A 13,396-nucleotide genomic window follows, 5' to 3' on the forward strand; every position below is an offset into this window, starting at 1 on the left:
TTGGCGCTTCGCGCCAATTCACCCCCGAGGATATTTGGAAAAAAGCAGAGGATCAGGCGCGCTCTTCTGATCTGCTTTTTTCCAAATATCCCGCGGGGGGAGTCCGAAGGACGCCAGTCCGCAGGACGGGGGGCGCGAAGCCCCCCTTCGCCGTCAGTTGGCAGGCGCCTCGGCGGGCGTTTCGGCCGGAGCCGCCTCGGCAGGCGCGGGGGCTTCCTCGGCGAGCGCGCCGTTGTCCCAGCGGCCGGTGGCGGTCTGGCCGGTGGCGTAGCGCATGGTGCCTTCGCCCTGGCGTTTGCCCTTCACGAAGCTGCCCTCGTAGACATCGCCATTGCCATAGGTCGCGGTGCCGCTTCCGTCGATCTCGCCGGCGCTCCAGCCCCCGGTATAGACGAAGCCGTCGGGCATGGTGATGGTGCCGGTCCCCTCGCGCTGGCCGGCGACGAAGCTGCCTTCGTAGACCGTGCCATCGGCATAGGTGGCGGTGCCGGTGCCGTGGCGTTGGCCCTCTTGCCAGTCGCCGTCATAGACATAGCCATCGGGATAGGTCATCCGGCCGCGGCCGTGGTTCTTGCCGGCGAGGAAGCTGCCCTCATAGACCAGCCCATTGGCGTAGCGGGCGACGCCCATCCCCTCGATCACGCCCGCCGTCCAGCCGCCTTCATAGGTGGAGCCATCGGGGTAGGTGATCTTGCCGGTGCCGTCCTGCAGGTCGGCCTTGAAGCCGCCCTCGTAGACCGACCCGTCGGGATAGGTGGCGCGGCCGGTGCCCTCGATGCGGCCCTCCAGCCAGTCGCCGTCATAGACATAGCCATCGGCGCCGGTGAAGGCGCCCGTGCCGTGGCGCTTGTCGGCCTGAAAGCCACCCTCATAGACATCGCCATTAGCATAGGTGACGCGGCCCTGACCCTGGCGCTGGCCATTCGCCAGCTGGCCTTCGTAGACGTCGCCATTGGCCTGGGTCAGCGTCCCGGCGCCGTTTATCTGGCCCTCGCGCCAGGCGCCCTCATAGACCAGCCCGTCGGCCATGCGCAGCACGCCTTGCCCGGCGCGCTGGCCGCGCATCAGGTCGCCCTCATAGACCGCGCCATCCGGGTAGGTGATCTTGCCCTTGCCCTCCTTGACGCCCATCACCCAGTCGCCCTCATAGCGATAGCCGCCGGGGCTCTCCATCGTGCCGGTGCCGTGGTGCAGCGCCTTGACGAAGCCGCCGGTATAGCTGGTGCCATTGGCATAGCGGGCGGTGCCTTGCCCGTCGATCTCGCCCTCCACCCAGTCGCCCTCATAGGTGCCGCCATCGGCGAAGGTGATCTTGCCCTTGCCCTGAGGTTTTCCGGCGACGAACTGGCCCTCATAGACCGAACCATTGGGGAAGCGGGCCATGCCGTCGCCGAGGATCTCGCCATCGACCCAGTCGCCGGAATATTCGTAGCCGCTGGGGAGGCGGTAGGTGCCGCGGCCATGCTGGCGGCCGTCCTTGAAGGTGCCCTCGTAGACGCCGCCATCCTCGTATTGCTTGGTGGCTATCGCCTGCGCGGAGGCTGCGCCCGCGCCGAACAGAAGGGCTGCCGCGAGGGCCGCGCCAAGGGCCTTTTGCCCGCGGTTTGCCGTGATCATGGCCGATGCTTTCGCCGTCATGGTCCTGCCCGTCTCCTGCGTCCGTCAGACTGTTTTTCCGCCGCCTCCAGCTGCCGCCACTGTTGGGGGCGGGTGGCCGGGAGGCTTGTGCGGGTGCCTCTGAGACCCTAGTTGCCGCCCCGCCGGGTGACAAGCTTTTGCGGTGCATCGGCCCCGCTCTGCGCGCCGTTCTGCGCGAGATGTGATTGGGCAGGTGCCTCCGGCGCGACAAGGCGGCTTGCCAGTGGCAAGCCGACCGCGCCGGTTGCCCGGAGGCGCAAGCCGCAGGGCAAGGGGGGTGCCGCTTGGTCCGGAGGGTGCCAAATTCTGCTGTGCCCGCCCCCCGCAGGGCGGGCACAGCAGAATTTCACGGGCGGCCGAAATTCTGCAAGGCACCCACACGGCGCGGCATCCCGCGCGCGGGCTTTCCTGTGCGCGCCGTTCTGCTAAGACATTCGCAGATGCAGAACGATGGCCCCAAGGTCATCCTCCAGCCAGCCCATGAGAAGGTGTCCGCGCATGGCCGAGAGATTTCGCCTGTCCCTTGCCCAGTTGAACGCCACGGTGGGCGCGATCGACGCCAATGTGGCCAAGGCCAGGGCCGCCTGGGAGGCGGGGCGCGCGGCGGGGGTGGACATGGTCGCCCTGCCGGAGATGTTCGTGACCGGCTACCAGACGCAGGATCTGATCCTGAAGCCGGCCTTCACCGCCCATGCGATGCGCGCAGTCGAGGCGCTGGCGCTGGACTGTGCGGAGGGACCGGCGCTGGCCATCGGCGCGCCCTGGCGCGACGAGAGCGGCCTTTACAACGCCTACTGGATCCTGGCGGGCGGCAAGGTGGTGGCGCGGGCGCTGAAGCATCATCTGCCCAATGACGACGTGTTCGATGAGGAACGGCTGTTCACCGCCGGTCCCGTCTCTGGCCCCTACCGGATCGGGCCGCTGCGCATCGGCTCGCCGGTCTGCGAGGATGGCTGGTATGACGACGTGACCGAGACGCTGGCCGAGACCGGGGCAGAGATGCTGCTGATCCCGAACGGCTCGCCCTATCGGCGGCACAAGCTGGACCTGCGCATGAACCACATGGTCGCGCGGGTGGTGGAGACGGGCTTGCCGCTGGTCTACCTCAACATGGTCGGCGGGCAGGACGATCAGGTCTTCGACGGCGCCAGCTTCGTGCTGAACCCCGGCGGCGAGGTAGCGGTGATGCTGCCGCCTTTCGAGGAGGCGCAGGCCGAGGTGGTGTTCGAGCGGGGTGAGGAGGGCTGGCGCGCGCTGCCCGGTCCCCGCGCACCGCAGCCGGATGATTGGGAGCAGGACTATCACGCGATGGTGCTGTCCTTGCGCGATTACCTTGGCAAGTCGGGCATCGGCCGGGTGCTGCTGGGACTGTCGGGGGGGATCGATTCGGCGCTGGTGGCGGCGATTGCGGCCGATGCCATCGGGCCGGGAAATGTGCGCGGCGTGATGCTGCCCTCGCGCTTCACCTCGCAGGGCTCGCTGGACGATGCCGCCGATGTGGCGGGACGGCTGGGGATCAGGCTCGACACCCTGCCGATCAGCGGGCCGCAAGAGGCGGTGGGGATGGCGCTGGCGCCGTTCTTTGCGGGGACCGAGCCCGGGATTGCCGAGGAGAACATCCAGTCGCGCCTGCGGGGCCTTTTGCTGATGGCGCTGTCCAACAAGGGCGGCGAGATGCTGCTGACCACCGGCAACAAGTCGGAAATGGCGGTGGGCTATGCCACGATCTATGGCGACATGGCGGGTGGCTATAACCCCATCAAGGACCTCTACAAGACCCGCGTGTTCCAGACCTGCCGCTGGCGCAACCTGAACCACCGCCCCTGGATGCTGGCCCCGGCGGGCGAGGTGATCCCGCCCGCGATCATCGACAAGCCGCCAAGCGCCGAACTGCGCGAGAACCAGAAGGACGAGGACAGCCTGCCGCCCTATCCGGTGCTGGACGCGATCCTCGAGGCGCTGGTGGAGGAGGAGCGGTCCGTGCCCGAGATCGTGGCGATGGGCTACGACCGCGCCACGGTGAAGCGGGTCGAGGGGCTGCTCTATGGCGCGGAGTGGAAGCGCTTCCAGTCCGCCCCCGGCACAAGGCTGACGACGCGGGCCTTCTGGCTCGACCGCCGCTATCCCATTGTCAACCGCTGGCGGGACGGGGGATGACACGGCCGGAGCGCACCTTGGGGCCGGGCGTCCTGTTCGTGGTACCGGCCTTTCACCCCAACCTCTATTTCGCCACGCGTGCGTTGGCGCAGGCGGGGATCCGCGTGCAGGTTGTGGCGGCGCACGGTGCCAAGGTCTGTCCGCAGGATCATGTTCGCCCTCATGTCGTGGGGCTGCAGCCTTCCTGGGGCGCGCTCGGGCGGGTTCTGGCAGAGGTCCGGCCTGACCTGATGTTGTTGCGGGGGTCCGGGCCGCTGACGCATTACGCCGCGATGTGGGGGCGGCTGCATGGTGTCGCGCTGCTGAACTACGACCAGAAGCTTCTGTCGCGACGGGCCAGTCTTACGGAACTGGCGCGATTGGCGCTGCAAGGCAGGCCGTTTCGGCGGGTGACTCCGGCCCGGCGCCCGGCCCCTGCCCCGCCTCCCGATCCGCGCGCCATGTTCCTGCCCTTGCCGGTCGGTAGGTTCGGGCCGCCGCAACCGCCCCGCCTGCCCTCGGCATTGCTGCGGGTGCTGGCCGTCGCCAAGCTGGCGCAGCCGCGCAAGCGGGTCCTGCAACTGATTGAGGAGTTGACGTCCGCGGGCGAGGCGGGCCGGATCGAGCTGACGCTGGTGGGCAGCACCACGCTGGGGGCCTCCAGTGCCGAAGAGGACATCCTCTCGACGATCCGAGAGCGCGTGGCGGCCCATTCCTGGCTGCACATGCTGGAGGATCAGCCGTTCCACGAGATGCCCGCGCTTTATGCCGCGCATGACGTCTGCATCCTGCCGTCTTCCGGCGAGCCGCTTGGCTCTGCCCCTCTTGAAGGCATGGCCTACGGCACCGTCCCCGTCATCTCCAGCGATGCCGGAAGCGCCGGGATGATCCGCGAGGGAGAGAATGGCCTGACGGTGGATGTCCGCCAACCCGGCGAGATCGCGCGCGCCATCGATCGGCTGGCCGCCGACCGTGCGCTTCTGGCACGGCTGTCTGCCGGGGCGCTGGCCACGGCGGCGGGCGAGCTGTCCGAGGCGGCCTATGTCGCGACGGTGCGCGCGCTGATCGCCTCGCGCGGGCGGCGCATCGCTCCCGTCTGATAGCCGCCTGGAACTCCGCTTGATCTGCAGGCGTTGCCAAAGGCAACATCCGCGCAAAGCAACCCGCAGGAGCCCGCCATGACCCAACCCAAGATCGCCGTCATTTTCTACACCACCTATGGAACCAACCATGCCATCGCGCTCGCTGCCGCCGAGGCGGCCGAAGCCGCGGGGGCCGAGGTGCGCCTGCGCCGGGTGAAGGAAACCGCGCCGATGGCGGTGGTCGAGGGGCAGGCGCCCTGGAAGGCGCAGCTGGAGAAGATGGCCAATATCCCCGAGGTGAGCCCGGATGACATGGAATGGGCCGATGGCTATTTCTTCTCGGCCCCGACCCGGTACGGCGTTGTCGCCAGCCAGATGCGGGCCTTCATCGACACGCTTGGCGGGCTCTGGTCCAAGGGCAAGCTGGCCGACAAGCCGGTGACGGCGACGACCAGCGCCGGGAACCTGCATGGCGGGCAGGAAACCACGCTGATCAGCCTCTACACCACCTTCATGCATTGGGGCGCGATCCTGGTGCCGCCGGGCTATACCGCGCAGGCGGTCTATGATGCGGGCGGCAACCCCTATGGCTATTCGGCCAAGGCGGGGGAGTTCGACGAGGTTGGCAAGGCCGCGGTCGCGCATCAGGCGACGCGGCTGGTGGAGTTTACGAAGAAGCTGGTGGGCTGAGCCGTCACGAATCCTGCATCGGCGGTCGCTAGGCTGGGCCGTCCGTTCAACCTGGAGACCGCCGATGCGCCGCCTAGCCGCTATTCTCACCCTGCTCTGTGCCGCCCCCGCGGGCGCCGAAACCCTGACCGTGATGAGCTTCAACATCTGGGGCGGCGGCGGCAACGAGGGCAAGGACATCTCGCAGACTGTCGCCGCGATCCGCGCCTCGGGCGCAGATGTGGTCGGCCTGCAGGAAACCCGGCTGGAGGGGGAGGTCTGCACCGCCGACAGCTGCCCGCCCGGCGGCGAGTCGGTCGCGCCGGCCATCGCCGCGGCACTTGGCTGGCATGTGCATGACCAGACCGCCGAGAATGCCGCGCTCTGGGCCAATGCGGTGATCAGCCGCCATCCCATCGGCGCGGTCAGCGCCAATGATCTGGGGGTGGAGCTGGACGTGAACGGCACCCCGGTGTGGCTGTTCAACATCCACCATGATGACGAGCCCTATCAGCCTTATCAGGTGCTTGGCATCGAATACGGCCCGGCGCCGTTTGTGAAAACCGCGGCCGAGGCGGAGCACTGGGCCCGCCTGACCCGCGGCGCGGCGATGGACCTGCTGGAGGCGGATATGGCCGCGGCCGGGGATGGCGTGATGATCGTCACCGGCGATTTCAACGAACCCTCGCATCTGGACTGGACCCCTGAGGCCGTCGCCGCCGGTCAACAGCCGCTGGCCGTCAACTGGCCCACGTCCCTGCGCCTGACCGAGGCCGGCTTCACGGATGCCTACCGCGCCGCGCATCCCGATCCGGTGGCGAAACCGGCCTTCACCTGGACGCCGATGGGCGATGAGGCCGACCCCGAGGATCACCATGACCGCATCGACTTCGTCTTCGTGAAGGGGGCCGAGGTCAAGGCCGCCAGCATCGTTGGCGAGACTGGCCCGCGCAGCGATATCGCGCTGGACCCCTGGCCCGCAGATCACCGCGCCGTGGTGGCGACCATCGAGTTCTGAGGTCAGACCTCGCTCAGCTCCACCCGCTTCAGCAGTCGCGCTGCGTCGGTCTTGGTGCAAAGCCTTGTGGCGTCGGTCATCACCGCCGAGGCAGCGGCAGCGGATCCCTTGCACAGCGCGGCCCCGGCATCCTCGCCGCGGGCCAGCGCGAGGGTGAAGGCGCCCAGAAAGCTGTCGCCGGCGCCGACGCTGCTTTTCACCGGCACCGCCACGCCCGAGGCGTGGAGGCGCAGCTCTTCTGTCGCCAGCGTGCTGCCATCGCCGCCGCGCGCCACGATCACCATGGTGGCGACGCCGCTGCGCACGAGGGTTTGCGCGAAATCGGCGCTGTCGGCGCGGGTGGGCAGCGGGTGGCCCGCCAGATCCTCCGCCTCCTCTGTATCCATGCGCAGCGCGAAGAGCGGCGCCTCATGCAGGCTCGCCGCCCGGCGTAGCGCCGCGCCCGAGGTATCGAGGATCAGCCGCGCCTTGCGCCGGGTCAGCCGCCGCGACAGGCGGGCGGGGAAATCGTCGGGCAGGCCAGGGGGCTGGCTGCCGCTGAGGATGACAAACCCGCCGGGCTGCGCGGCGGCGGTGATCGCCGTCAGCGCGGCGGCGGCGCGGGACGCGGTCCAGACCGGGCCGGGCAGCATCAGCCGGTATTGCCCGCCGGTGCCGCGGTCGGTGACCGCGAGCGACTGCCGGGTCTCGCCGGGGCCCTCAAAGGGTGCAACCGGCACCTGCGCCGCCGCCAGCAGTTGCAGCAGCTGTTGGCCGGTGGGGCCCGCAACCGCGACAAAGGCGGTCGCACTGCCGCCCAGAATGCGGATCGCGCGGGCGACGTTGATGCCGCCGCCGCCGGGGTCAATCGTCGGCGCCTCGCAGCGCAGCTTCGGCCCCGGCTGCACCTCGGCCGCCGAGGTGGCGAGGTCGAGCGAGGGGTTCAGCGTGACGGTCAGGATCTGCGGCGCGGGAGGGGGCGCGGTAAGGGGCAAGGCGATGTCCAGATGGGAAGGGCGGGGGCAGCGCGGCGGAGAATGCGGAGATTTGCGCGCAAGGGCAATGGCAGTAACGCCTTGTTAACCTTTCGCGCCGAGGCTCTGGGGGACGAAAGTCGCCTTGTGCGGTAAAGAGTGCGGCGGCTCCGGTCTACGCGGAGCCGCCGGTTTCAGGGGGCTCGCTCAGCCGAAGCTGGGCAGCATCTGCTGATAGGTCGCCGGCACGAAATGGAAGCCGTCCCCCGCCGTGTCCAGATAGCCAAGCGCCGGGAAGGGCATGTGATAGCCGATGAAGGGCAGCCGGTCGGCCGCGATCATTCCCAGCAGGCTGCGCCGGGTCTCGGCCGCCTTGGCCTTGTCCATGTCGAAGCGCACCTCCCAATCGGGATGCGGGACCGAGAAGGCGAAGTGGTTGGCGGTATCGGCGATCAGGATCAGCGACTTGCCGTCACTCTCCACCCGGTAGGCCATGTGCCCCGGCGAGTGCCCGGCAGCAAGGATCCCGGTCACGCCCGGCGCGGCAGTGTCGCCATCGCCGATAAAGGTCATCTGGTCGGCCAGCGGCCGCACCTTGCCGTCAAAGCCCTCATTGCCTGCGGCGGCCCAATGGTCGAACTCCACCTGCCCGGTGACATAGCTCGCATTGGCGAAGACCGGGCCATCGGCATTGGCGAGGCCGCCGATATGGTCGCCATGCATATGGGTCAGCACCACCACATCCACCTGCTCGGGTGCGTAACCGGCGGCACCCATCGCGGCTGAGATGCCTTCGGGCGACAGGCCGGTGTCGAACAGCACCAGCTGCTCGCCGGTATTGACCAGGGTCGGGGTGAAGAAGTTCTGCGACACGTCCACCGGCACGAAGGCAGCCTCGGCGGCGGCGGCAAATTCCTCGGGGGTGGCGTTCAGGCCAAAGGTTTCATGCGGGTTTTCCAGCGGGCGGGTGCCGGCCAGCAGGGTCGTGACCTCGAAGCTGCCCAGCATGAAGCGGTGGAAGGGCACGGGGCCGGTCGCGGGCTGCAGGGGCGCCATCGCCTCGGCGCGGCGCGGCAGGGTCAGCAGCGCCGGCGCGGCCAGAAGCGCGGCGCCGGCAAAGAGCTGGCGGCGGGTGGGCTGGAGGGGGTGGATCATCGGCTGGTCTCCCTTGGGTGCGGTTTCCTCAATCCCAAGGATAGGCCGCGGTCCCTGCAAGGCGAGCGCATGGGGGCCAGCGCACAGGTGCCTGTGCGTAGCTGCCTGTGTCTATTCCCACCACTTGTCGATGGCGGCGATCTCCTCATCCGACCAGCCGAAGTGATGGGCAAATTCATGCACCGTCACATGCGCGACCAGATCGCCGAGGCTGACATTGCCCCGCTCGCACCACTCATCGAGGATCGGCCGGCGGAACAGCCAGATGGTATCGGGGCGCATCGGCTGGTCCATCACCGACTTCTCGGTCATCGGGATGCCCTCATAAAGGCCCGACAGCTCGAACGGGTCGTTGAGGTCCAGCTCTTCCATGAACTCGTCGGGCGGGAAATCCTCAACCCGGATCGTGACCGCCCCGGCGGGCCCGGCGAATTGCGGCGGCAGGGCCGCGACGGCCGCCTGCGCCAATGCCTCGATCACCTCGATCCCCGGCGCGCTGCGCGCTTTCCACTCGTCCATATCCCGCCTCCGCAGGGCTGCATGCCCGCCCCCGATATGGACAAAACCGGGGCGATATGAAAGAGCGGGCCAACAGGAGTTCCCCATAATGACCGCCAAACCCGTCACCACCCGCTTTGCCCCGTCGCCCACCGGCTTCATCCATGTCGGCAACCTGCGCACGGCGCTGTTCAACTATCTGATCGCGCGCAAATCCGGCGGGCAGTTCATCCTGCGTCTGGACGATACCGACCGTGAACGGTCCAAGCAGGAATATGCGGACGGGATCAAGGAAGATCTGGAATGGCTGGGCCTGCACTGGGACCGGGTAGAGCGGCAATCGGACCGGCTGGACCGCTATGCCGAGGCTGCCGATCAGCTGCGCGCCGCGGGGCGGTTCTACGAGTGTTTCGAGAGCCCGACAGAGCTGGACCTCAAGCGCAAGAAGCAGCTGAACATGGGGAGGCCCCCGGTCTATGACCGCGCCGCGCTGAAGCTGACCGAGGATGACAAGGCCCGTCACCGCGCCGATGGCCGCGATGGCTATTGGCGCTTCGAGCTGAACCAGACCCGGATCGAATGGACCGATGGCATCCTTGGCCCGATCTCGATCGACGCAGGCTCGGTGTCGGACCCGGTGCTGATCCGCGCCGACGGGCAGGTGCTCTATACCTTCGCGTCGTCCGTCGATGACATTGACATGGGCGTGACCCATATCGTGCGCGGCGCCGACCATGTGACCAACACCGCCACGCAGATCCAGATCATCGAGGCGCTTGGCGGCACGCCGCCGAGCTTTGCCCATCACAGCCTGCTGACCGGCGCGGGCGGCGAAGAGCTGTCGAAGCGGCTTGGCACGCTTTCGCTCCGCGACCTGCGCGCGCGCGGCGTGGCCCCCGAGGCGCTGCTGAGCCTGATGGCGCGGCTGGGGTCGAGCCAGCCGGTGGAGCTGCGGATGACGATGGATGAGCTGGCGGAGGGTTTCGACCTGTCCAGCTTTGGATCGGCACCGACCAAGTTCGACGCCGAAGACCTGTTCCCGCTGACCCGCGCCCGCAATCAGGCGCTGCCCTTCGAAGCGGTGGCAGACCGGATCGCGGCGCTTGGCATTCCCGAGGGGCTGGCGCAGCAGTTCTGGGCCGTCGCCTCGCATAACATCACCGTGCTGGAGGATCTGGCACCCTGGGCCGATCTGGTGCTGAACGGCGCCGAGCCTGTGGTGGAGCCGGAGGATGCGGAGTTTATCGCGCAGGCGATGGCGCTGCTGCCGCCGCTGCCCTTCGATGCGGGCACATGGGCTGAGTGGACGGCCCGCGTGAAAGAGGCGACGGGCCGCAAGGGCAAGGGCCTGTTCAAGCCGCTGCGCCATGCGCTGACCGGGCAGGCGCATGGGCCGGAGATGGCGGATCTGATGCCGCTGATGCAGAAGGTGCGGGGGGTCTGAGGGCGGGCTGGTTGGCTTGGGTCCTCTAGGACCCGCGCAACGCCGCGAATTTAAGTGCCCGGCGCGATCAGGGGACTTGCCAGTGGCAAGTCACCCGCGCCGGTTGCCCGGAGGCGTGAGCCGGAGGGCAAGGGGGGGTGAAGCTTGGTCCGAACCGCTCCAAATTCTGATGGGACCGCCCCGGTGGGCACGAATGTGCCCGCCCTCGGGGGGGCGGGCACAGCAGAATTTCGTCGACGGCCGAAATTCTGCGCAGCACTTCTCCGCCAACGTTGGCCTAATCCCAAAGGCCGGACTGTCTCAGATCACCGGCGGCCGCGCCCCCGGCCAATCCGTCGCCCGGTGCCAGGCCTGCCCCAGCTGCAGCACCCGCAGGTCGGCCCCCACCGGCCCGGCCAGTTGCATCCCCATCGGCAGCCCCTCCGCCCCGAAGCCCACCGGCACCGACAGGCAGGGCAGGCCCGCCAGGCTGACCGGCACCACCACCTCCATCCAGCGGTGATAGGTGTCCATCGCGCGGCCCGCGATCTCGGTCGGGTGGCGCCACTCGGCGGGGAAGGGCCAGACCTGCGCCGAGGGCAGCGCGATGACATCCACCTGAGTGAACATCCGCGCCGCCTGCACATACCAGCGCGAGCGCAGCAGGCTGGCGGCATGGACGGCCTCGGCCGTCAGGTCCAGCCCCTGCTCGATCTCCCACACCGCCTCTGGCTTCATCAGCGCGCGCTTCTCGCGGTCCTCATAAAGGGCGCGGCGCTTGCCGGCGTTCAGGAAAGCGCGGAGCGTCATCCACGAGTGCCACAGCTTCTCGGCCGGGTAGGGCGGGGCTAGCGGCACGACGGTGCAGCCCATCGCCTCGAACTGCGCGAGTGCCACTTCGCACAGGTCCACAATCCCCGGCTCCATCGCATAGGCGCCGCCCCAATCCCCCAGCCAGCCGATGCGCAGGCCCTTCACATCGGCGTCCAGCCGGGCCGCAAACGGCTCCGCGGGGCGGCAGAAGGGTACGGCAGGGTCCGGCCCGGCAATCACCTCCAGCAGCCGGGCCAGATCCTCGACATTGCGCGCCATCGGCCCCTCGGTCGCCAGCGTCGCCATGAACTGCTCGCCCTCGGGGCTGCCGGGCACGAGGCCGTAGCTGGGGCGAAAGCCGTAGACGTTGCAGAAGGCGGCGGGGTTGCGCAAGCTCCCCATCATGTCGGACCCGTCGGCGACCGAGACCAGCCGCGCCGCCAGCGCCGCCGCCGCCCCGCCCGACGATCCGCCGGCGGTACGGCTGGGGTCATAGGGGTTGCGGGTGGTGCCGTAGACCTCGTTGAAGCTGTGGCTGCCAAGGCCCCATTCAGGCGTGTTGGTCTTGCCGATGAAGATCGCGCCCGCGGCGCGCAGCCGGGCGGCCAGCAGATCATCGGCCGCAGGGACATGGCCGGCGTATAGCGGCGAGCCCCAGGTGGTGGTCAGCCCCGCCGTCGCCACCAGATCCTTCACCGCAAAGGGAATGCCATGCAGCCAGCCCTTGCGCGGAGATGCGTCCGCCGCCGCCGCCTCGGCCATCAACAGCGCGCGCGGCGGCATGGCGACGATGGCGTTGAAGCCGGGGTCGATGCCCTCGATCCGGTCCAGCGTCGCCGCCATCACCTCCACCGCCGACACCTCGCGCGCGGCCAATTTCGTGGAAAGCTCCGTGGCGGACAGGTCGGTCAGGGTCATGGCACGGTCCAGTCTGATAGGGCGAGGCCCAACGGCCCCGCCCTGTCTCGCCTACTTCTGCAGCTCGGTCCAGATCGCGGTCAGGTACTCGCGCGCCTTGGGCCCGCAAGTCGGCAGGAACCGGCCCGCCGCCATATGCTCGGCCGGAATCACCACCTCGGGCGCGGTCTTCATGTCTTCGGGCATGAACTCCTCCGACCCGGCGATCCCGTTTGCATAGCGCGCGAAGCTGGAGATCATCGCGGCATTCTCGGGCACCATGATGAAATCGAGGAACAGGTAGGCGTTGTCGACGTTCTTGGCGTCCGTCACGATGCCGACCGAGTCCATGAACAGCGGATAGCCTTCCTTCGGGTAGCCATAGGCCACATCCGGGTTCGCCAGCCGCGCCCGCATCGACGAGCCGTTCCAGTTGACCGAGGCCGCCCAGTCGTTGTTCGTCAGCTTCTCGGTCGCGCCGTAATCCATCGACAGCCAGCTCGGTTTGGCGGCCATCAGCATGTCGCGGGCCTTCTTCAGCACCTCGGTATCCTCGGTGCAGGCCTCGCCTCCGGCGGCAAAGATCGCCAGGTTGACGATGTCGTTCATCTCGGGGACGACGTTGACCTTGCCCACCAGCTCCGGCGGCGGATCGAGGAAGATCATCGAGGTGTTGATGTCGCCCGAATAGACCGAGGTGTTGACCGCAACCCCGGTCGAGCCCCATTGCCACGGGATCGTATGGGTGCGGCCCATGTCCCAGGGCACATCCATCCATTCGGGCGCGATATTGCCGAAATTGGCCAGCCGCGAATGATCGAGTTCGGCCAGCAGGCCCTTTTCCACGAAGATAGGCACATAGTTGTGCGAGGGCACCACAAGATCAAACCCGTGGCCGCCGGCCTCGATCTTGGCCAGCGCGGTGTCGTTGCTGTCATAGTCGGTGACGGTGACCGTCACCCCATGCTCTTCCTCGAATTTCTTCAGCAGTTCGGGGCTGGTGTAATTGCCCCAGTTGAACAGGTTCAGCTCGCCTTCCGCCAGCGCGGGGCTGGCGGCGACAAGCAATGTTGTGATCAGCAGCTTTTTCATGATGGTCCTCTCCGGTTGGGTC

The 13,396-nt window shown here is 68.2% G+C and carries 11 protein-coding genes; 5 read left to right on the top strand and 6 right to left on the bottom strand.

Annotated elements, in window-relative coordinates:
• Positions 1-153: 153 nt before the first annotated feature.
• Complete coding sequence (locus Q8S30_RS19680) at positions 154-1,617, bottom strand: MORN repeat-containing protein (protein WP_305667728.1); 1,464 nt, start codon at positions 1,615-1,617, stop codon at positions 154-156.
• Positions 1,618-2,136: 519 nt separating this feature from the next.
• On the opposite strand from Q8S30_RS19680, the gene Q8S30_RS19685 reads away from it, so the two are divergent.
• The 4 genes from Q8S30_RS19685 to Q8S30_RS19700 all read left to right on the top strand — a co-directional run bounded on the left by Q8S30_RS19685 (position 2,137) and on the right by Q8S30_RS19700 (position 6,543).
• The gene (locus tag Q8S30_RS19685) at positions 2,137-3,795 is read left to right on the top strand and encodes an NAD+ synthase (protein WP_305667729.1); all 1,659 of its coding nucleotides are present in this window, start codon (positions 2,137-2,139) and stop codon (positions 3,793-3,795) included.
• Positions 3,792-4,874, top strand: a complete 1,083-nt coding sequence (locus tag Q8S30_RS19690; protein ID WP_305667730.1) for a glycosyltransferase family 4 protein — start codon at positions 3,792-3,794, stop codon at positions 4,872-4,874. The genes Q8S30_RS19685 and Q8S30_RS19690 overlap by 4 nt, the downstream gene beginning before the upstream one ends.
• A 78-nt stretch (positions 4,875-4,952) precedes the next feature.
• Positions 4,953-5,546 (top strand): NAD(P)H:quinone oxidoreductase, encoded by a 594-nt coding sequence (gene wrbA / locus Q8S30_RS19695; RefSeq protein WP_305667731.1) that lies wholly within the window; start codon positions 4,953-4,955, stop codon positions 5,544-5,546.
• Between the two features lie 64 nt (positions 5,547-5,610).
• The gene (locus Q8S30_RS19700) at positions 5,611-6,543 is read left to right on the top strand and encodes an endonuclease/exonuclease/phosphatase family protein (protein ID WP_305667732.1); all 933 of its coding nucleotides are present in this window, start codon (positions 5,611-5,613) and stop codon (positions 6,541-6,543) included.
• 2 nt (positions 6,544-6,545) lie between these two features.
• Here Q8S30_RS19700 and Q8S30_RS19705 read toward each other — a convergent pair whose 3' ends face one another.
• From Q8S30_RS19705 to Q8S30_RS19715, 3 genes are all read right to left on the bottom strand, one after another.
• A complete protein-coding gene (locus Q8S30_RS19705) occupies positions 6,546-7,517 on the bottom strand; it encodes a 1-phosphofructokinase family hexose kinase (protein ID WP_305667733.1) in 972 nt (323 codons plus the stop codon).
• A gap of 186 nt (positions 7,518-7,703) precedes the next feature.
• Positions 7,704-8,651, bottom strand: coding sequence for an MBL fold metallo-hydrolase (locus tag Q8S30_RS19710; RefSeq protein WP_371135561.1), 948 nt, complete (start codon positions 8,649-8,651; stop codon positions 7,704-7,706).
• Between the two features lie 111 nt (positions 8,652-8,762).
• Positions 8,763-9,170: a metallopeptidase family protein gene (locus Q8S30_RS19715; RefSeq protein WP_305667734.1), complete on the bottom strand. Its 408-nt coding sequence runs from the start codon at positions 9,168-9,170 to the stop codon at positions 8,763-8,765.
• A gap of 88 nt (positions 9,171-9,258) precedes the next feature.
• Here Q8S30_RS19715 and gltX point away from each other — a divergent pair, with 88 nt between their 5' ends.
• On the top strand, positions 9,259-10,593 hold the full coding sequence (gltX, locus tag Q8S30_RS19720; protein WP_305667735.1) for a glutamate--tRNA ligase: 1,335 nt from the start codon (positions 9,259-9,261) through the stop codon (positions 10,591-10,593).
• A 300-nt stretch (positions 10,594-10,893) separates the two neighbouring features.
• On the opposite strand, the gene Q8S30_RS19725 is transcribed toward gltX, so the two are convergent.
• Positions 10,894-12,303 carry an amidase gene (locus tag Q8S30_RS19725; protein ID WP_305667736.1) on the bottom strand — a complete coding sequence of 470 codons (1,410 nt, stop codon included), beginning with the start codon at positions 12,301-12,303 and terminating at the stop codon, positions 10,894-10,896.
• A 51-nt stretch (positions 12,304-12,354) separates the two neighbouring features.
• Positions 12,355-13,374 (bottom strand): extracellular solute-binding protein, encoded by a 1,020-nt coding sequence (locus Q8S30_RS19730; RefSeq protein WP_305667737.1) that lies wholly within the window; start codon positions 13,372-13,374, stop codon positions 12,355-12,357.
• Positions 13,375-13,396: the final 22 nt, after the last annotated feature.

The organism is Frigidibacter sp., assembly GCF_030695035.1.
Taxonomy (GTDB): Bacteria; Pseudomonadota; Alphaproteobacteria; order Rhodobacterales; family Rhodobacteraceae; genus Frigidibacter.